The sequence below is a fragment of the Anaerobacillus sp. QJM3NY_32 genome (assembly GCF_056173645.1).
In genome coordinates, this window is sequence record NZ_CM149684.1 from 188,184 (window position 1) to 205,154 (window position 16,971).

At 39.7% G+C, this 16,971-nt stretch carries 16 protein-coding genes and 1 pseudogene; 15 read left to right on the plus strand and 2 right to left on the minus strand.

Translation table 11 applies throughout. The annotated features are described in order from the left end of the window. Positions 1–14: 14 nt before the first annotated feature. The 7 genes from AC0VYH_RS01075 to AC0VYH_RS01105 all read left to right on the plus strand — a co-directional run bounded on the left by AC0VYH_RS01075 (position 15) and on the right by AC0VYH_RS01105 (position 9,287). A complete protein-coding gene (locus AC0VYH_RS01075; protein WP_475373188.1) occupies positions 15–734 on the plus strand; it encodes a ZIP family metal transporter in 720 nt (239 codons plus the stop codon). Positions 735–836: 102 nt separating this feature from the next. Beyond that, positions 837–2,951, plus strand: coding sequence for a heavy metal translocating P-type ATPase (locus tag AC0VYH_RS01080; protein ID WP_475373189.1), 2,115 nt, complete (start codon positions 837–839; stop codon positions 2,949–2,951). Positions 2,952–3,241: 290 nt separating this feature from the next. Then, positions 3,242–5,008 (plus strand): PTS mannitol transporter subunit IIBC, encoded by a 1,767-nt coding sequence (locus tag AC0VYH_RS01085; RefSeq protein ID WP_475373190.1) that lies wholly within the window; start codon positions 3,242–3,244, stop codon positions 5,006–5,008. Positions 5,009–5,035: 27 nt separating this feature from the next. Next, on the plus strand, positions 5,036–7,159 hold the full coding sequence (locus tag AC0VYH_RS01090) for a BglG family transcription antiterminator (RefSeq protein ID WP_475373191.1): 2,124 nt from the start codon (positions 5,036–5,038) through the stop codon (positions 7,157–7,159). A 1-nt stretch (position 7,160) separates the two neighbouring features. Continuing rightward, positions 7,161–7,598 (plus strand): PTS mannitol transporter subunit IIA, encoded by a 438-nt coding sequence (locus AC0VYH_RS01095; RefSeq protein WP_160921705.1) that lies wholly within the window; start codon positions 7,161–7,163, stop codon positions 7,596–7,598. A 2-nt stretch (positions 7,599–7,600) separates the two neighbouring features. Further along, positions 7,601–8,746: a mannitol-1-phosphate 5-dehydrogenase gene (locus tag AC0VYH_RS01100; RefSeq protein WP_430246641.1), complete on the plus strand. Its 1,146-nt coding sequence runs from the start codon at positions 7,601–7,603 to the stop codon at positions 8,744–8,746. A gap of 211 nt (positions 8,747–8,957) precedes the next feature. Then, positions 8,958–9,287: a DUF1516 family protein gene (locus tag AC0VYH_RS01105; RefSeq protein ID WP_430246643.1), complete on the plus strand. Its 330-nt coding sequence runs from the start codon at positions 8,958–8,960 to the stop codon at positions 9,285–9,287. A 274-nt stretch (positions 9,288–9,561) separates the two neighbouring features. On the opposite strand, the gene AC0VYH_RS01110 is transcribed toward AC0VYH_RS01105, so the two are convergent. Further along, positions 9,562–10,074, minus strand: a complete 513-nt coding sequence (locus AC0VYH_RS01110) for an acyl-CoA thioesterase (RefSeq protein ID WP_226616780.1) — start codon at positions 10,072–10,074, stop codon at positions 9,562–9,564. 477 nt (positions 10,075–10,551) lie between these two features. Here AC0VYH_RS01110 and AC0VYH_RS01115 point away from each other — a divergent pair, with 477 nt between their 5' ends. The 3 genes and pseudogenes from AC0VYH_RS01115 (at position 10,552) to AC0VYH_RS01125 (ending at position 12,378) form a co-directional block, all read left to right on the plus strand. Next, entirely contained in the window at positions 10,552–11,295 is a 744-nt protein-coding gene (locus tag AC0VYH_RS01115) for a divergent polysaccharide deacetylase family protein (RefSeq protein WP_475367437.1), read from the plus strand. A gap of 144 nt (positions 11,296–11,439) precedes the next feature. Next, a pseudogene (locus AC0VYH_RS01120) lies at positions 11,440–11,933 on the plus strand (biotin transporter BioY). A gap of 61 nt (positions 11,934–11,994) precedes the next feature. Next, positions 11,995–12,378 carry a DoxX family protein gene (locus tag AC0VYH_RS01125; protein ID WP_430246647.1) on the plus strand — a complete coding sequence of 128 codons (384 nt, stop codon included), beginning with the start codon at positions 11,995–11,997 and terminating at the stop codon, positions 12,376–12,378. Positions 12,379–12,569: 191 nt separating this feature from the next. Here the strand turns inward: AC0VYH_RS01125 and AC0VYH_RS01130 are convergent, their stop codons facing one another. Next, the gene (locus tag AC0VYH_RS01130; protein ID WP_475368295.1) at positions 12,570–13,472 is read right to left on the minus strand and encodes an aldo/keto reductase; all 903 of its coding nucleotides are present in this window, start codon (positions 13,470–13,472) and stop codon (positions 12,570–12,572) included. Positions 13,473–13,617: 145 nt separating this feature from the next. On the opposite strand from AC0VYH_RS01130, the gene AC0VYH_RS01135 reads away from it, so the two are divergent. From AC0VYH_RS01135 to AC0VYH_RS01155, 5 genes are all read left to right on the plus strand, one after another. Further along, positions 13,618–13,818, plus strand: a complete 201-nt coding sequence (locus tag AC0VYH_RS01135; RefSeq protein ID WP_475373192.1) for a hypothetical protein — start codon at positions 13,618–13,620, stop codon at positions 13,816–13,818. Between the two features lie 299 nt (positions 13,819–14,117). Continuing rightward, complete coding sequence (locus AC0VYH_RS01140; protein ID WP_475373193.1) at positions 14,118–14,657, plus strand: hypothetical protein; 540 nt, start codon at positions 14,118–14,120, stop codon at positions 14,655–14,657. A gap of 174 nt (positions 14,658–14,831) precedes the next feature. Further along, entirely contained in the window at positions 14,832–15,932 is a 1,101-nt protein-coding gene (locus tag AC0VYH_RS01145; RefSeq protein ID WP_475373194.1) for a M24 family metallopeptidase, read from the plus strand. Between the two features lie 132 nt (positions 15,933–16,064). Then, positions 16,065–16,502 (plus strand): disulfide oxidoreductase, encoded by a 438-nt coding sequence (locus AC0VYH_RS01150; RefSeq protein ID WP_475366309.1) that lies wholly within the window; start codon positions 16,065–16,067, stop codon positions 16,500–16,502. After that, positions 16,499–16,963 carry a thioredoxin family protein gene (locus AC0VYH_RS01155; RefSeq protein ID WP_475373195.1) on the plus strand — a complete coding sequence of 155 codons (465 nt, stop codon included), beginning with the start codon at positions 16,499–16,501 and terminating at the stop codon, positions 16,961–16,963. Before AC0VYH_RS01150 ends, AC0VYH_RS01155 begins: the two co-directional genes overlap by 4 nt. Positions 16,964–16,971: the final 8 nt, after the last annotated feature.

The following is a 16,971-nucleotide window of genomic DNA, read 5'->3' on the forward strand; positions in this document are numbered from 1 at the left end:
AGGGAAAGACGCCAATGAACACTTCACTGTTCACAAGTTTATTTATGATAGGCTTCGGGGGTCTTTTGATAGGAGCTACTGCAGGGAAGGTGGCATTTACCTATTATCAACATCGTTTGGAAGCTCTTTATCTGATTTGTGGTGGTATGCTCATCGGCGTGATTTCCTTTGAACTGATACCAGAAAGCGTTCGTTCGTATTCGTTTTGGGCACTACTTGCAGGTGCGTCGCTTTCTGTTCTTTTCTTTATTTGGACAGAGCAAGTGGTTCACAGAAAGTTTCAAGACAAGAGTTACCTTCCAGTGTTTGCTTTCGTTCTTGCTGTCATCTCGCACAATATCCCAGTCGGGATCGCTCTTGGAATGACGTCAGTTAGTAGCGGAATTGGCATGTCATTACTGCTAGCCTTATTTATCCATCACTTACCAGAGGGAGTGGCGTTGTATATACTCACTAGAATGAACGGATTACATCGGTCGTTTATGATCTTAGCAGCAAGCTCTGTAACAATTATTTTAACGCTATCGGCCTGGTTCGGTATGGTTTCTTATCAATCGCATCTACTAAATGGTCTCTTTATGGGCGTAGCTATTGGATCTTTATCATATGTAGCCCTTCATGAAATGATCGGTCATGTTGTTGGAAGAGTTTTAAATCGGGAGTTGTACTTATATACAAGTCTGGGAATACTTTTACTGGCTATTTACCTTGAGGTGACTCATAAACTCTTTTGACAACATATATAAAATTCAGTAAAATTGTACATAGACTAATATGAACACATGCTCATATATTGAATAAAATAAATAAACCACATAAGAAAGGAGTTCCCATCGATGGAAGAATATCGTTTGACAGGTTTATCCTGTCCAAATTGTGCAGCGGGAATGGAACAACAGATTCAAAAACTTGAATACGGAGAATCCGCTCAAATTCAATATAATTCCGGTAAATTAAAGCTAGATGAGAGAGTGAATCTTGAACAAGTTGAGAAAATTCTTGCTTCAGATCACGCATCATTGATTAAAAACGGAAATGGACATGCCCATGAACATAGTAAGGGTGACAACAACGGGAAGTGGCTCCTTGCTATCTCATCAGCGATTTTCGCTGCTGCTCTTCTTTTAGATGGATTTACAAACATACCAGCTATTCCTTTCTATTTAATTGCCATTATTTTAAGTGGCTATCAAACGTTTATTAAAGGTCTACAGAACTTAATAAAACTGACATTTAATATTGAGACGTTGATGACTATTGCTTTAATAGGTGCAGTCTCTATTGGAGAGTGGAAGGAAGGCACGCTTGTTGCAATCCTATTTGGACTGAATGAATATTTAGAAGGCCTAGGTATGGAGAAGGCAAGAAAGTCTATGGAGTCCTTACTAGAAATTGCGCCGAAGGAAGCCCTTCGTATTCGAGAGGGAAGAGAAGAAATCGTTTCGATTCAGGATCTAAAAGTGAACGACATTGTTTTGGTCAAATCTGGCGCAAAAATTCCATCAGATGGAATCGTCGAATCTGGCTATAGTTCAGTGAACGAAGCGGCTATTACTGGAGAAGCTATGCCGGTTGAAAAAAGTGCTAATGAGTCTGTTTATGGCGGAAGTATAAATAATGAAGGAATTCTTCGTGTGAAAATCACGAAAGCTTATGAGGATTCCTCACTAGCAAAAATATTGCATTTAGTTGAAGAAGCTCAGGAAACAAAAACACCTACGGAATTATTTATTAATCGTTTCTCAAAGTATTACACACCGATTATTATGCTTATCTCAGCACTCGTGATGCTTGTTCCGCCTTTATTGTTCGGAGGGGCTTTTAGTGAGTGGTTTTACCAGGGACTTGCAGTGCTTATTGTAGGATGTCCATGTGCACTTATTCTTTCATCACCGATTGCCAACATCTCGGGTATTACTCGAAATGCGCGTAACGGTATTCTCGTAAAAGGATCTGTTTATCTTGAACAGCTAGGAAAAATTGATACGCTCGCTTTTGATAAAACCGGTACGCTTACAAAAGGGCTACCTTATGTGGAGAAATATAAAGTTTATGACCAGGAGCATTTCTTATCAGTAGCGGCAGCGGTTGAGAAACATTCTTCACATCCGTTAGCAAAAGCAATCATGACAAAAGTAAATAGCTTTCCTTATCGTAAAATCGAAGCAACAAATATCGAAACGATATCAGGGCAGGGGATCATAGCCGACATTAATGGAAAAAGACATTGGGTAGGAAATGAAAAAAGTGTTCAACATGTAACCATCTCTGAGGATGTGAGAACATCGATTGATGCGATGAAACATGATGGGTTAACGCTGGTCCTTGTAGCCGATGAGAAACATATTCTTGGGATATTTGGAGTTGCAGATGAAATTAGAGAGGAAAGTGAGTCTGTTATTCGCGCTTTACATCATGTAGGTATTAAGAATACGGTGATGTTAACAGGAGATCATGAGAAAACAGCTGAGAAAGTGGCAAAACGTGTTGGCGTACGTTCTTATTTCGGAGGTCTCTTACCTGAAGACAAAGTGGCTAAGGTGAAAGAATTAACAACAGAAGGTAAAGTAGCCATGATCGGTGACGGGATTAATGATGCTCCGGCTCTTGCTTCAGCAGACCTTGGAATCGCTATGGGAAAAGGGACAGATAGCGCGATTGAAACAGCCGATATCGTATTGATGCAGGATCACTTAGGAAAACTGCCTGAAGCGGTCTCGATCGCTAAACGAGTGAATCGAACGATACGGGTTAATATTGCGTTAGCCCTTGGCTTAAAAATGATTGCTTTACTGCTTACTATTCCTGGGTTATTAACGCTATGGATTGCGATACTGTCTGATATGGGGGCAACAATTCTCGTGACGTTCATTAGTTTAACGATTCTATGGGAACGGAAAACAAAAGAAAAAACGCATATTCATAATGAAGCAGAACCACAGCATTCGTAACCCTCTAGATTTCTAGAGGGTTTTTGTTTATGATATCGCTCTATATTATTCTCCGTAAATATTAATAGAAAGTAAAGCTTTGTTTAATCATGTCAACAAGTGCTGTGCCGAATTCACATTTGGATTTCGTTGTAACTGACTTTGTCTCCCTTTATGATAGTAAGTAATTAAGACAAACAATACGTGCCGGGGAATAGGGGTTCCAATTAAGCGAAATATAAGATCATGTCAACAAGTCTCCTAAAAAAATGAAAACGCTTTAACGGTGCGGAAGAAAGGGAGGATATATAATGAGTGAACAGAACACAGCAGAGAAATCTGGATTTAAAGTAAAAGTTCAGCGTTTCGGAAGTTACTTAAGCAGTATGATTATGCCAAATATTGGCGCATTTATTGCTTGGGGATTGATTACTGCTTTATTCATACCAGATGGTTATCTACCAAATGCAAGCCTTGCCGAGTTAGTAGAACCAATGCTTTACTACCTATTGCCACTTTTGATTGGTTACACTGGAGGTAAAATTGTATACGGTGGTCGAGGCGGAGTTGTTGGTGCAACGGCAACCATTGGTGTTATTGTTGGAGCAGACATTCCGATGTTCCTTGGAGCTATGGCTATGGGGCCGCTTGGGGGATATTTAATTAAGAAATTCGACGAAGCGATTCATGGCAAGATTAAATCAGGCTTTGAAATGCTCGTTAACAATTTCTCAGCTGGGATTATTGGTGGGGCTTTAACTATTATAGCTTCTCTAGCAATTGGACCAGTTGTATTAGGTTTAAACAAAGCGCTTGCTGCAGGTGTAGAAGTTATTATTGCTGCAGGTCTATTACCATTAGTAAGTATTCTAATTGAACCAGGTAAAGTACTCTTTTTAAATAATGCGATTAACCACGGGATTTTCACCCCACTTGGACTTGAACAGGTAGCGAATACAGGTAAATCGGTTCTCTTTTTAGTTGAATCCAATCCTGGTCCAGGTTTAGGGATTCTCCTTGCCTACTCGATTGTGGGTAAAGGGTCAGCAAAACAATCAGCACCAGGAGCTGCACTGATTCATTTTGTTGGGGGAATTCATGAAATTTACTTCCCTTACATTTTGATGAAGCCGGCACTTCTTCTAGCTGCCATTCTTGGTGGAATGAGTGGTGTGTTCACATTTACACTTCTAGATGCAGGGTTGTTAGCGGCAGCTTCACCGGGTAGTATTGTCTCTCTTATACTTATGTCACCACGGGGTGGTTATCTAAGCGTCATTGCAGGTGTTGTGGTTGCAACGATTGTTTCTTTCCTGGTCGCTTTCATAATCCTTAAACGCTCAAAAGATAGCGGAGAAGATATATCAGAAGCGACTGAAAAAATGGAAGCAATGAAAGGGAAGAAGAGCAGCGTATCTTCTAACCTAAAAACGAATGCAGAAGAGCCAAAAGAAGAAACAACATCTTCTTATGGCAATATAGCCAAAGTAGTCTTTGCATGTGATGCTGGAATGGGATCAAGTGCAATGGGGGCATCCGTACTACGTAATAAATTCAAAAAAGCTGGGTTAACAGACATTGAAGTAACAAATACTTCGATTAGCAATTTACCTAATGATGCAGATCTAGTTGTGACTCATCAAGATTTAACCGATCGTGCAAAGGATAAGCTTCCAGAAGCGAATCACATTTCGGTTAAAAACTTTATGAACAGCCCAAAATATGATGAACTTGTTGCTGAGTTAACTTCCGCAGGTGAAGTGCCAGTGAAAGAAGAAGTAGAGCAAGTTGAGAAGAAAGATATTAATAAAGTAGTGTTTGCATGTGATGCTGGAATGGGATCAAGTGCAATGGGCGCATCAGTCCTTCGCAATAAGTTCAAGAAAGCTGGACTTCAAGACATTGATGTGACAAATACGGCTATTAGTAACTTACCTGATGATGCCGACTTAATCGTAACGCACCAGGACTTAACAGATCGAGCAAAAGCAAAACGTCCTGATGCTGAGCATATCTCAGTGGCAAACTTTATGAATAGCCCGAAATACGAAGAGCTTGTTGATAGACTTAAAAAGTAGGTATAGCCAGAATTCGAGGTGAACCATGTGTTTATTTCAGCAAGGGAACGAACAATTCTTCAGCTTCTATTAGAGAGTAATGACTATTATACGGTCAAAGGAATCGCTCAAGAACTTGAGGTAAGCGAACGAACGGTTCACCGTGATTTAGTAGGCGTAGAGGATATTCTCACTCAGTATGATTTAACCTTAAACAAGAAAGCTGGAGTAGGGGTTCGAATTGATGGTGAAGAATCCAACCGAAATGAGTTGAAAAGCTATCTAGTTGATCTAACCATTACGGAATACACGCAACAAGAAAGGGAGACGCTGATTCTATGTAAGCTATTGGAATCAGCTGATCCTATTAAGTTAATTGGTCTAGCGAATGACTTGAGAGTGACAGTTGCTACTGTCAGTCATGATTTAGACAAAGCGGAAGAATGGCTTGAAAGAATGCAGCTTTCATTAATACGAAGGCGGGGATATGGTGTGCAGGTTGAAGGGACTGAAGCCCTGAAAAGGCACGCCATGAGTTCCTTGCTTGCTTCTGAGTTTAATGATTCAGACTTTTTTACGTTGTTAAAGAAGTCGATTCAAAAGAAATCTCAAGGCAATGTTCTCGAATCTGCTTCCGAACGATTGCTAGGGTTAGTTGATCGAGATAAGCTTTTGAAAGTTGAAACAATCGTTGATGATATTAACAATGAGTTACCTTATACGATCGCTGATAGTGCATATATTGGTTTAATTGTGCATTTGACTCTGGCTGTGGAGCGTATTCAAAAGGGTGAAAAGATCGAGATTGATGAAGACTATTTAAGCACGCTAAGGAATACGAAAGAGTTTGGTTTTGCTAGAATAATCGCTACAAAACTTGAAGAATCTTTTAGTGTTTTAATACCTGAAGCTGAGATCGGTTATATCACCATGCATTTACGCGGAGCCAAATTAAGAAACACTGGAGACTACTATTTAGAAGAAACAAATTATCCGATTCTTGTTAAAACCAAGGAGTTAATCCGCTATGTAGATAAGCGTCTCAATGCGAATTTAGAAACGAATGAATCACTTCTAGAGGGTTTAGTGACACACCTCGGTCCTGCTACGCATCGTGTTAGGCAGAACATGAATATCCATAATCCTTTGCTTACAAAAATCAAAGCAGATTATGCTGACTTATTCCAACTGCTTGAAGATGCGCTAAAAGATACTTTTCCGGGGGTATCCATTCCTGATGAAGAAGTTGGTTTTCTCGTCCTTCACTTTGGTTCAGCCCTTGAAGGTCGCTTTCAACATAACGAAGTGAATATTCTTGCCGTATGCTCAAGTGGTATCGGGACATCCAAAATGCTGGCGACTCGATTGAAGCAGGAGTTACCAGAAATCCAAACTATCAAAAGCGCTTCATTATTTGAACTACAAGATGAAGATCCAGAGAATTATGATCTGATTGTTTCTACAATCCCTCTCCCTGAATATGAAGGAGAGTATATAAAGGTAAATCCTTTTTTAACGGAGGAAGAGGCAACACGAATCCGCTCGACTCTTCATAAGAAGTCGATGATGAAAAGAAGAAGCACGGTCGAGAAGCCAAAGACGGATAAGGAATCCTTGTTTTTTTCAAATGATGAAGCGAGTACCTGGTTTCGTAAAGCTGAATTATATACCAAGACTGCAGCTTCAGTAGTGGAATTATTTCGAGTAAATCAATCTGAACACAAAGAGGTGGAGAAGCTTTTAGCAGAAGAGTGTATGCGTCTAGAAATGCTTGATGCTATCAGCGATTCATCAGATGTTAAAGAAGCACTTCTAAAGCGCGAAACCATTAGTGGAGTGGGTATTCCTGAGACTTCACTTGCATTGTTTCATACGCGGACACCTGAAGTTAAGAAGCCTGTGTTTACAATTGTTCGATTAATGGAACCTGTTCAGAGAAAGGCAATGGATGGTTCATTTATTGAAATGGACACCGCTCTTTTACAACTGGCACCAGAGGATTCGCCAATTGAAAGCATTGAGATCATGAGCTACATTAGTTCTCTTATCATTGAATCAAATGAAAGCATCGCGCTTTTTTCGGGGAGCAATCAAGAATCAATTGGATTGTATCTCGCTAACAAAATGAAAAGTCATGTAGAAAAACAATTAGGATTTAAAGGAGACGATTAAAATGGCAAAAGAAATTCTATCAACTGAGAACGTATTACTAAACGAAACGGCTGCAACAAAAGAAGAGGCTATCCGTATGGCAGGTCAAATCCTTGTAGACAACGGTTATGTGGATGAAAGCTACCTTGAGCAAATGCAAGAACGTGAAAAGATCACGACGACTTACATGGGCAACTCTGTTGCAATTCCTCACGGTACGGAGGATGCTAAGAAAGCTGTGAAGCATTCTGGACTATCCATCATCCAATTGCGAGAAGGCGTTGATTTCGGAGATGGAAATATTGCGAAAATTATCATAGGTATTGCTGGTAAGGATAATGAACACTTAGAGATCCTTTCTCAAATTGCCATTGTATGTTCTGAAGAAGAAAATGTAGAAGAGTTGATTCAAGCGGATTCCAAAGAAACGTTAATCTCAATGTTTAACGAGGTGAATTAATCATGCTTGCCGTTCATTTTGGTGCTGGAAATATTGGAAGAGGCTTTATTGGTAAGCTTCTTTCTCAATCAGGATATGAAGTATGCTTCGTAGATATCAACGAGAATGTGATTAACGAGCTTAATGAACGAAATAGTTATACAGTGGAAATATTAGGTCAGGATAAGGAGAAGATTGCTGTTGAGGGTGTGAAAGGTATTAATAGCCAACAAGATCCTGAGGCAGTTGTCGATGCGATCTATCAAGCTGACCTTATTACGACCGCTGTTGGCCCGACCGTATTGAAATTGATTTCTTCTGCTATCAAAGAAGGCATCTCAAAACGTATCGCAGATGGAAAGGCTCCCGTTAACGTTATTGCATGTGAAAATATGATCGGTGGCAGTACAATGCTTCGAAAAGCTGTTGAAGAAAAGATGGATGAAGCGGATCGTAAAGTGCTAGATCAATATGCTGGTTTCCCAGATGCCGCAGTGGATCGTATTGTTCCAAATCAAACGCACGAAGATCCATTAATGGTTGCGGTTGAACCGTTCTATGAATGGGTAGTCGATCAAACTATGATGGCTGGAGAGGTTCCGGATATTGCTGGGCTTACGTACGTTCAAGATCTTGCTCCTTACATTGAGCGGAAGTTGTTCACCGTTAATACTGGACACGCAGTGACAGCTTACCTTGGTTATCAAGCAGGGTATGAGACAATAAAGGAAGCACTAGACACTGAAGATATCTATCATGATGTTAAGAAAGCTCTTGAAGAGTCTGGTGAATTGCTTCAGCATAAGCACGGTTTCGAAAAAGAGGCGCATGAGGCTTATATTACAAAAATTCTTGGTCGTTTTCTAAATCCACATCTAGTGGATGAAGTTACTCGCGTTGGACGAGCTCCAATTCGTAAAATTGGAGCTGACGACCGTCTTGTTGGACCGGCACGTCAGCTCGCGGAATTAAACAAAGAACCAAACTACCTTGCGAAAGGAATTGCAGCAGCATTACGATTTGATCCTAAAGAAGATGAAGATGCTGTAACGATTCAGAGTAAAATCAAAAACGAAGGTCTTTCTAGTGCGATTACTGCTTTTACAGGAGTAACCGAAGGAGAAACTCTATTTGATCTAATTAGCAAGCATTATAAAGAAATGGCGTAATCTCTACGCAGAAGGGGAGCTCATTAAATGGAGCTTCCCTTTATTTGTTTGAAATCTGTTCGTTTCGGAATTATTTATTAGGGATAAATAATATCTTAAATCGTATCATTTTGTTACGATTTCGTATTAGGACTTGTGCCAACCTCAATACAATTCTACTATTAAGGTATGGCGTTAGTCATATTCATTTTCAATGGGAAGGGGAACACGAATGTTCAATATATTACTTCAGTCTCACTCAGGTTCATGGGCGATTCTTGTTTTGCTATTAGTGGTTAGTTACTTTGCTCCTAAGCAAAAGATCTCGCTTATGATTCAGCGATTATTTTACTTGATTATGCTCGGTACTGGAATTGGGATGCTCTTTATCCTTGGTTTTCCGCTGATCTATGTGCTTAAAGGGATCCTGGCGGTTGTGTTAATCGGGGTTATGGAAATGATTGTTGGAAGAAGAAAGCGTGCCGAATCAACAAAAATGCTTTGGATCGCATGTATTGTTCTTATTTTAGTTATTATTTCAATCGGCTACAATTGGATTTAATGTGAAAAAGCGACAGCCAATAAAATTGGCTGTCGCTTTTTTTAGTGGCCTCAGTCCCTCGATCGCTTCACCTCATAAAATGAACACAAAGACCGTGTTCTTTTTATAAGGCTCCAGCGCTTGTCGGGCCTAATCGGTCACTTCCGCTTTTGTTACCATCCAGCTGCAGTGACCAGTCCCTCGATCGCTTCACCACTCAAAATGAACACAAAAGACGTGTTCTTTTTGAGTGGCTCCAGCGCTTGTCGGGCCTAACCAGTCACTTCCGCTTTTGTTATTCCCAAGGTTTTTCTGTGGTTAGGAGGCCGGCTAGTTCTTTACTGGCCTGGCGGTGTTCTTTGCGTTTTTCTGCTCGGGCGGGAGCTGTTTCGTGTAGGTTTTTTTCTTCTTCTGATTCAGGGATGACTTTTGGAACGGGTAGTGGTTTTTTCTTTTCATCCAATGCCACAAATGTAAGGAATGCTGTAGCTCCTATATGTCGTTCGCCCGATAGGAGATGTTCTGCAATTACTTTCACAAATACTTCCATAGAAGACTTTCCGGTGAATGTCACGTATGCTTCGAGACAAACAGAGTCGTCTGGTGTAATCGGGTGTAAGAAGTCAACAGAGTCAGTTGAGGCTGTTACAACTTCACTACGACAGTGGCGCATTGCTGCGATTGATGCAATATCATCAATGTCTCTCATCAGCTGGCCACCAAATAAAGTATTATGATTGTTTGTTGCTTCTGGGAATACGTGACTTGTTTTGACAACACGTGATTCGCGAATGTATTTAGATTCCATAGTCGTCTCTCCTTATTATGCTTTTCTTGTCGTCTATCTTTACTATGCCCTTGATTAGGAGCTGAAAAACCTCTGTCAAATATGTAAGAGTAGAGGAGTTACCTAAAGTAGCGATTATATAAATCGTCCCACTCATCTTCGTTCACGTCAAAGACTGTTTTTGAATCCCATTTTGATAAATTGTCTCAAGGTTTAAATCGATCCATGTGTTTCTTTATGTATCGAGGTTTTCAAAAGGATGTGATGTATGTGATTTTTTTGAAGTAATTGAAGAGAGAGAAGATCGGTTGACCACTTTCTGTACAGATGCGTAGTAAATACTCATCTACGTTCATACTGAAGCTCCTTTCTTCTCTCTATTTTCATGCAGTCGAATGGATAACGCAACTGATCTACCTCGGCATTCATGAAGAAGCCTTGTATGGGAATAGTAAAGGGTGAAAGGAGTGTGTGGACGTGAACAAGTGGGTTTGTTTTATGATGTTGATCGTACTTTTTCCAAGTCACGTGTATGCGGAGAATAATCGCGAGTTGGCCATTGTTATTGATGATTTTGGAAATGACATGGGTGGGACAGATGAAATGCTTCGATTACCTGTTACACTAACGGTAGCCATTATGCCGTTTCTTGAAACGACTGAAAGAGACGCGGAGGAAGCGCATCGTTATGGACATGAAGTGATCGTTCATGTTCCGATGGAACCGGTAAAAGGGAAGAGAAGCTGGCTAGGTCCAGGCGCAATTACAACTGATCTTTCTAATAAAGAAATTCAAAAGCGAGTAAACGAAGCGATTGAGGCTGTTCCTCATGCGGTTGGAATGAATCACCATATGGGTTCAAAAGCGACAGCTGATGAACGAGTGATGAGGATAGTTCTTGAAGTGTGTCGAGAAAAGGGTCTCTATTATTTAGATAGCAAGACAACAGGCAAAAGTGTCATTCCTGAACTAGCAGAAGAAATAGGGGTACCTTACCTTGAGAATGAGCTGTTTTTTGACGATGTCTATACGATTCAACATATGAGCAGACAAGCTCAAGAGTTGGCGGAAAAGCTGAAGGATGATGAGGCTCATATCGCAATTGGACATGTAGGAATCGCCGGGAAAAAGATGGTAGCTGTTTTAAATGAATTTATTCCAATGTACAAAAGCGAAGCAAAAATTGTACCTCTTTCACAGATGATTCCAGGTTTTGAAATGATTGATGAAAGCATGCCTTAAATAGAACTTCCTCCTTTATATAATAAATGTTAACATTTATTATATAAAGGTTAACATTTGAGGGGGAAGAAAATGCAGAAATCAAAGCTTAGAATGATAATTTTATGTGGATTCTTTATTGGCATTACAGCTATTCTTGCACAAATGGAAATTCCTTTACCACTTGTCCCTATTAGTGGACAGACTTTAGCTGTCGGTTTAACCGCCACAATTCTTGGTAGTAAATACGGTGCCATTACAATGACAGGCTATACAATATTAGGTGGGATTGGTCTTCCGGTGTTTGCACAGGCTAAAGGTGGATTAGGAGTCTTATTAGGGCCGACTGGTGGATATATTTTTGCCTTCATTATTGCGGCATATGTTACTGGCCTTATCCTAGAGAAAACACGTATACTTTGATACATGCGATGTTGGCGAACACCGTGGCTATGATTATCATCCTTTTAATCGGTACGATTCAATTGAAATTTGTTGTAGATCTAAACTGGCATGATGCGATGATTGCGGGAGTTTATCCTTTCTTATTTGTTGGTTTAATCAAAGCATTTCTTGCAAGTTGGTTAGGTATTACTGTTCGCAAACGTCTGATTGAAGCAAGGCTCTTACAAAGTCCAGTGGGACCGATTCAAGCATAAAGTGATCCAAGGACCCTATCTGACACGTTAGCTAAGAAACAATACAAGTGAGGTGTCCATTGTGAAGAACAGAATGGAATGGGGCTTTCTGGGTGGGCGAGTAATACTCGGTTTCATTATGCTAGCTCATGGAATACAGAAACTAGGTGGAATAGGAGATACCATTGCCATGTTTGAAAAGATTGGTCAACCTGCCTGGTTAGCTTATGCTACAGCCATTATTGAAGCCGTTGGAGGAGCGTTTCTTATTGCGGGGATTTTCGTTGTCCCATCTGCGATCCTCCTAGGATTAACGATGATTGGTGCTATTGTTCTTGCAAAGCTTCCTATGGGATTAATAGGAGGCTACGAATTTCCACTCTCCCTTTTTGGATTATCACTTATATTAGCATTTACAGGTAGTAGGAAGTTGGCCTTATCTGAAGTTATTTCAAGTGAAAAATAAAAAGATGAAATAGAACGATCTTTGAAGAGATGATTTTTCAACAAATATTGTACAGCAAGATAGCTCTAAATAGTGCTAAATAAACGTTTGTTTAAGAAGAATAAAATAAAGAAGCGCCTTTCTGTAGAGAGGCGCTTCTGTTTGTGTCATATCCAGATAAAATTCAGAATATATCTCGGTTAGCGATGCTCTTATGGAATATCATGTCCCATAGAACTTGTTAGAATTTCAAACCACTGATCACGTGATAAGGAGTAAGAAAGAGCTTCGACAGCACTATCAATTCGCTCTCGCTTTCCTGATCCAACGATTGGCATAATGTTTGCCGGATGGTTAAGTAGCCATGCATAAAGCACTTGATCGATCCCTTCAGCACCGGTCTCAGAGGCTATCTTTTCTATCGTCTTGCGGAGACGAACTGCTTTATCGTCTTGCGATGTGAACACATCTCCTCCTGCAAGTGGAGACCATGCCATTGGTTTCATTCGCTTTTCCTGACAAAGATTTAACGTCCCATCTTCGAAGTTCTCAAGATGGTAGGCTGAAAGTTCCAGCTGATTTGTAATTAACGGTTGATCCACATAAGATTGTAGCATGTTAAATTGATGATGTTTGAAATTAGAGACTCCAAAATGACGAACCTTTCCAGCTTGTTTTAATTCAGAAAAAGCTTCGGCCACTTGTTCTGGATCCATAAAGGGATCAGGTCGATGAATTAACAGGACATCGATATGCTCAATCCCAAGTGCTGTAAGGGACTGTTCAGCAGAAGCGATGATGTGATCTTTACTTGTATTATAATGATGAGATTGGTGGGAGGGACGATTGGGAGACTCGATTACAATCCCGCATTTTGTGACAATCTCCATTTGGTCACGTAGAGATGGCTTGAGTGCTAATGCCTTCCCGAAAAGTTCTTCACACTCATAACTTCCATAAAGATCAGCATGATCGAACGTTGTAATGCCACGATCGAGATTATGCTCTATTAAAGAAAGTGTTTCTTCGCTCGTTTGATTCCAGTCTGCCAGTCGCCAGAGACCATGAACGAGACGAGAGAATGATAAATCTGCTGTTAGATGAATACGCTGCATCATTAAACCTCCAAAATGGTTTTGTATGTACTTTTCTTATCATAATGTAATGAAATCGTTTGCGCAACTTGTTGAACCTTTATTAGTTGGCAAATGTGCTCACCCTTAATGATAATGCTTCTCATTATCATTAAGGCGTGCTATAATGAAAAAAATAGTCAACGAAGAGGTGGGTAAAATGGTTGAAACGTTACAAATCTCCATGTTTTTCTTAATACTGGTCTTTTCCTTTACAGCATTTGCACTTGTTCTTAGAGCAGAGGCTTTAAGAAGTGGTTATGTACGTGAAAAGAAAACGAGTGCTTTTGAATCAACACCACAAATTTCATTTAAGAAAAGTTATTGACTTTCTAATTGATAAAGATTATCATTATCGGTATAGAAGAAAAGAGACATGGTGTTCCCCGACACAAATTGTCCTATATAGCTCAAACAAAGCCAAAGAAGTTCCCCCTTCTCCAATTGTTTGAATATTGTAGCTGCCAACGCCGGCAGCTATTTTTATTTGTCTCCTTTAATAAATATACATAAATGCTTTTATACTAGTGATTTAGAAAGGGTTTTTATCCATATATTTTCATTTACAAAATTTAATAACGTGCTAAACTAATTTTTGGAAGTACACATATAATGGGGGTTATACCAATGAAAAAGGTCTTTTTTGTATTGAGTTTATCAATGCTTCTCGTCGTAGCAGCATGCGGTTCAAATACAAATAGTGCTAATGAAACTAGCGGAGATGCAGAGCAAATGGACACGAAGAGTGTTCTACTTGATTTTCAATCTGAAATTGTTAGCGTATTGAAAGAAAATAATGAAGACATTGCAGCATACGAGTCAGCTAAGTTTGCTGTAAGTGACAGTGAAACACCAGAAGAGGAAAAGCCTTCAAATGAAGAACTTAAAGAGCTGAAAGGCAGTGCTGTAGAAGCAAGCAAAGCCACTGTTGAAGGTATTGAAAGCCTGGAAGTTCCATCTGAATTGAAAGACTCGAAAGAAGAAATTGAAAGCGCACTTGATGAACTAACGGAAGCCTATGAAATTCGCGCAGAGCAAGCTGCTATTGATGATCCTTCAGTGCAAGAGAAGGCATTAGAGCATTTTACGATGTTTGAAGATCAAATGGGTAAAGTATTTGAAGATGCTGATTTAATTAAGCCAAGCTTTGCGAAAGAACTAGAATAGTGAAATTTAACCCTGCATATTAAATGCAGGGTTTTTTACATAGTAGTTTTTTGTATGACGTATACGATTTCACGTATGATAAGCTAGGGGAGGAAACGCTCTTAATAATCAAGAGGCCTGTGTTCTGATAGAATGAAAAAATGAACAGGTTAATTTAAAAAAGGAAGTGTCACTATGAACGAACGTTTATCGAAATTTACGAATTACCTTATTGAGCAGAATCAAGATTTTGCCTACATCCATTCCCCTTCTAATGTCTATTATTTGACTAACTTTCATTGTGAGCCTCATGAAAGGTTGCTTGGACTTTTTGTGGTGCCGAATCAGGAACCATTCCTAGTCTGTCCTGGAATGGAAGTTTCACAGGCTAGAGACGCAGGGTGGAAATATGACATTATCGGCTATAGTGATTCAGAACAACCATTTGACTTCATTTTTGAAGCATTGAAACAACGTGGCATCCATAAACCAACTAGTGCTTCGATTGAGAAAGGTATGCTTGCTTATGAGCGAGCTGAAGAACTGCAAGCACGTTATCCTGAGCTGAGCTATCACTCAGCAGAGCTTGGACTGAATCAATTGCGCCTAATTAAGGATGAGAAAGAAATTGAAGTATTACGTGAAGCAGCAGCACTTGCTGATTTTGGTGTAGAGACTGGTGTTAAGGCTTTACGAGAAGGTGTTACAGAGATGGAAGTCCTTGCTACCATTGAATTTGAATTGAAGAAAAAAGGAATTCGTGAGATGTCATTTTCAACAATGGTCTTGTTTGGTGAGAAATCTGGACAACCACACGGTAACCCTGGAGAGCGTCAATTAAGAAAAGGAGATCTCGTCTTATTTGATCTCGGAGTTGTATTAAACGGGTATTGCTCTGATATTACTAGAACAGTGGCTTTTGGTGAGATTAACGATAAGCAAAGAGAAATTTATGAGACAGTATTAAGTGCACAAACGGAATCACTTAATATCTCAAAACCCGGGACACGACTAGGTGATATTGACCTTGCAGCAAGAAACGTTATTTCTGATGCAGGCTATGGCGAACACTTTCCACATCGTATTGGACATGGTATTGGAATTGAAGTACATGAGTTTCCTTCCATGAGCGAGAAGAATGACGACTTGCTTCAAGTAGGTATGACGTATACGATTGAACCGGGTATCTATCTACCAGATGTTGGCGGCGTGCGTATAGAAGATGATGTTCTTGTAACAGAGACTGGTTATGAGACGTTAACAAAGTACCCGAAGGATCTACAAATTATTAAGTGAGATAAAGTCGGCTCTTCAAAGAGCCGGCTTTAAAAAGAGTTAGGTGGATTGTCATCATTCTGTTTATTTCATGTCATCAATAGTAGTGTATAATAATAATATATTTTGGCTTGAAAGAAGAGAGGTACAGCTGTGAATACTGAGAAAAAAAGTGAGTATCTTTTATTTGGAGCGTGGGCTGCTTCAGTTCTTGCCCTTGCTGGAAGTTTGTATTTTTCTGAAGTTCTTAGATACGAACCTTGTGAACTATGTTGGTATCAAAGAATTCTCATGTATCCTCTAGTTATAATTCTAGGTATCGCTGTGGTGCGAAAAGACGCATCCCAACGATTTTATGTTCTCCCATTGTCGATCATTGGTACATGCGTTTCGCTGTATCATTATTTGCTACAAAAAACATCTTTTCTAGCAGAAGCGGCACCATCATGTGGTAGGGTTCCATGTACAGGTGAATATATTAATTACCTTGGATTTATTACGATACCGTTTCTTGCACTTATTGCATTTCTAATCATTACGATTCTAATGGTTGCCTTACATAAGCAAACAAAGAGGGAGGAAAACATGTGAAGAAAGCTATTATCTTTCTTGGTATTGTCATCGTAATATTCGGAGCACTCGCCTTCGTTACAAACTATAGTAATAGTGAGAAGACAGAAGGGAATCCATACGGGAAGAGCTCTTTAAATCCGGCTACAATAGAGCAACTTGACGATCCATTATATCAAAATCAAATTTTACCTGATGAGCTTGAGGAAGCCCTGTCTAATGAAGAAGATGCCTTCGTTTATTTCTATAGTCCAACATGTATCCATTGTAAAAATACTTCCCCAGTCCTTGTACCACTTGCCGAAGACATGGGAATTGACTTGAAAAAATACAATGTTCTTGAGTTTGAACAAGGTTGGAATGATTACAGAATTGAATCAACGCCAACTCTTGTGCGATTTAAAGATGGTAAAGAAGTTGATCGTATTGTAGGTACGCAATCAGAAGACACTTTTAAACAGTGGATCGAAAAGAATGATTAACATACTAA

What these genes read in the sequence shown, in the direction of transcription:
- AC0VYH_RS01075 (WP_475373188.1), top strand. Translation starts at nt 15, where the DNA reads ATGAACACTTCACTGTTCACAAGTTTATTTATGATAGGCTTCGGGGGT.
- AC0VYH_RS01080 (WP_475373189.1), top strand. Translation starts at nt 837, where the DNA reads ATGGAAGAATATCGTTTGACAGGTTTATCCTGTCCAAATTGTGCAGCG.
- AC0VYH_RS01085 (WP_475373190.1), top strand. Translation starts at nt 3,242, where the DNA reads ATGAGTGAACAGAACACAGCAGAGAAATCTGGATTTAAAGTAAAAGTT.
- AC0VYH_RS01095 (WP_160921705.1), top strand. Translation starts at nt 7,161, where the DNA reads ATGGCAAAAGAAATTCTATCAACTGAGAACGTATTACTAAACGAAACG.
- AC0VYH_RS01100 (WP_430246641.1), top strand. Translation starts at nt 7,601, where the DNA reads ATGCTTGCCGTTCATTTTGGTGCTGGAAATATTGGAAGAGGCTTTATT.
- AC0VYH_RS01105 (WP_430246643.1), top strand. Translation starts at nt 8,958, where the DNA reads ATGTTCAATATATTACTTCAGTCTCACTCAGGTTCATGGGCGATTCTT.
- AC0VYH_RS01110 (WP_226616780.1), bottom strand. Translation starts at nt 10,074, where the DNA reads ATGGAATCTAAATACATTCGCGAATCACGTGTTGTCAAAACAAGTCAC.
- AC0VYH_RS01115 (WP_475367437.1), top strand. Translation starts at nt 10,552, where the DNA reads ATGATGTTGATCGTACTTTTTCCAAGTCACGTGTATGCGGAGAATAAT.
- AC0VYH_RS01130 (WP_475368295.1), bottom strand. Translation starts at nt 13,472, where the DNA reads ATGCAGCGTATTCATCTAACAGCAGATTTATCATTCTCTCGTCTCGTT.
- AC0VYH_RS01135 (WP_475373192.1), top strand. Translation starts at nt 13,618, where the DNA reads ATGAAAAAAATAGTCAACGAAGAGGTGGGTAAAATGGTTGAAACGTTA.
- AC0VYH_RS01140 (WP_475373193.1), top strand. Translation starts at nt 14,118, where the DNA reads ATGAAAAAGGTCTTTTTTGTATTGAGTTTATCAATGCTTCTCGTCGTA.
- AC0VYH_RS01145 (WP_475373194.1), top strand. Translation starts at nt 14,832, where the DNA reads ATGAACGAACGTTTATCGAAATTTACGAATTACCTTATTGAGCAGAAT.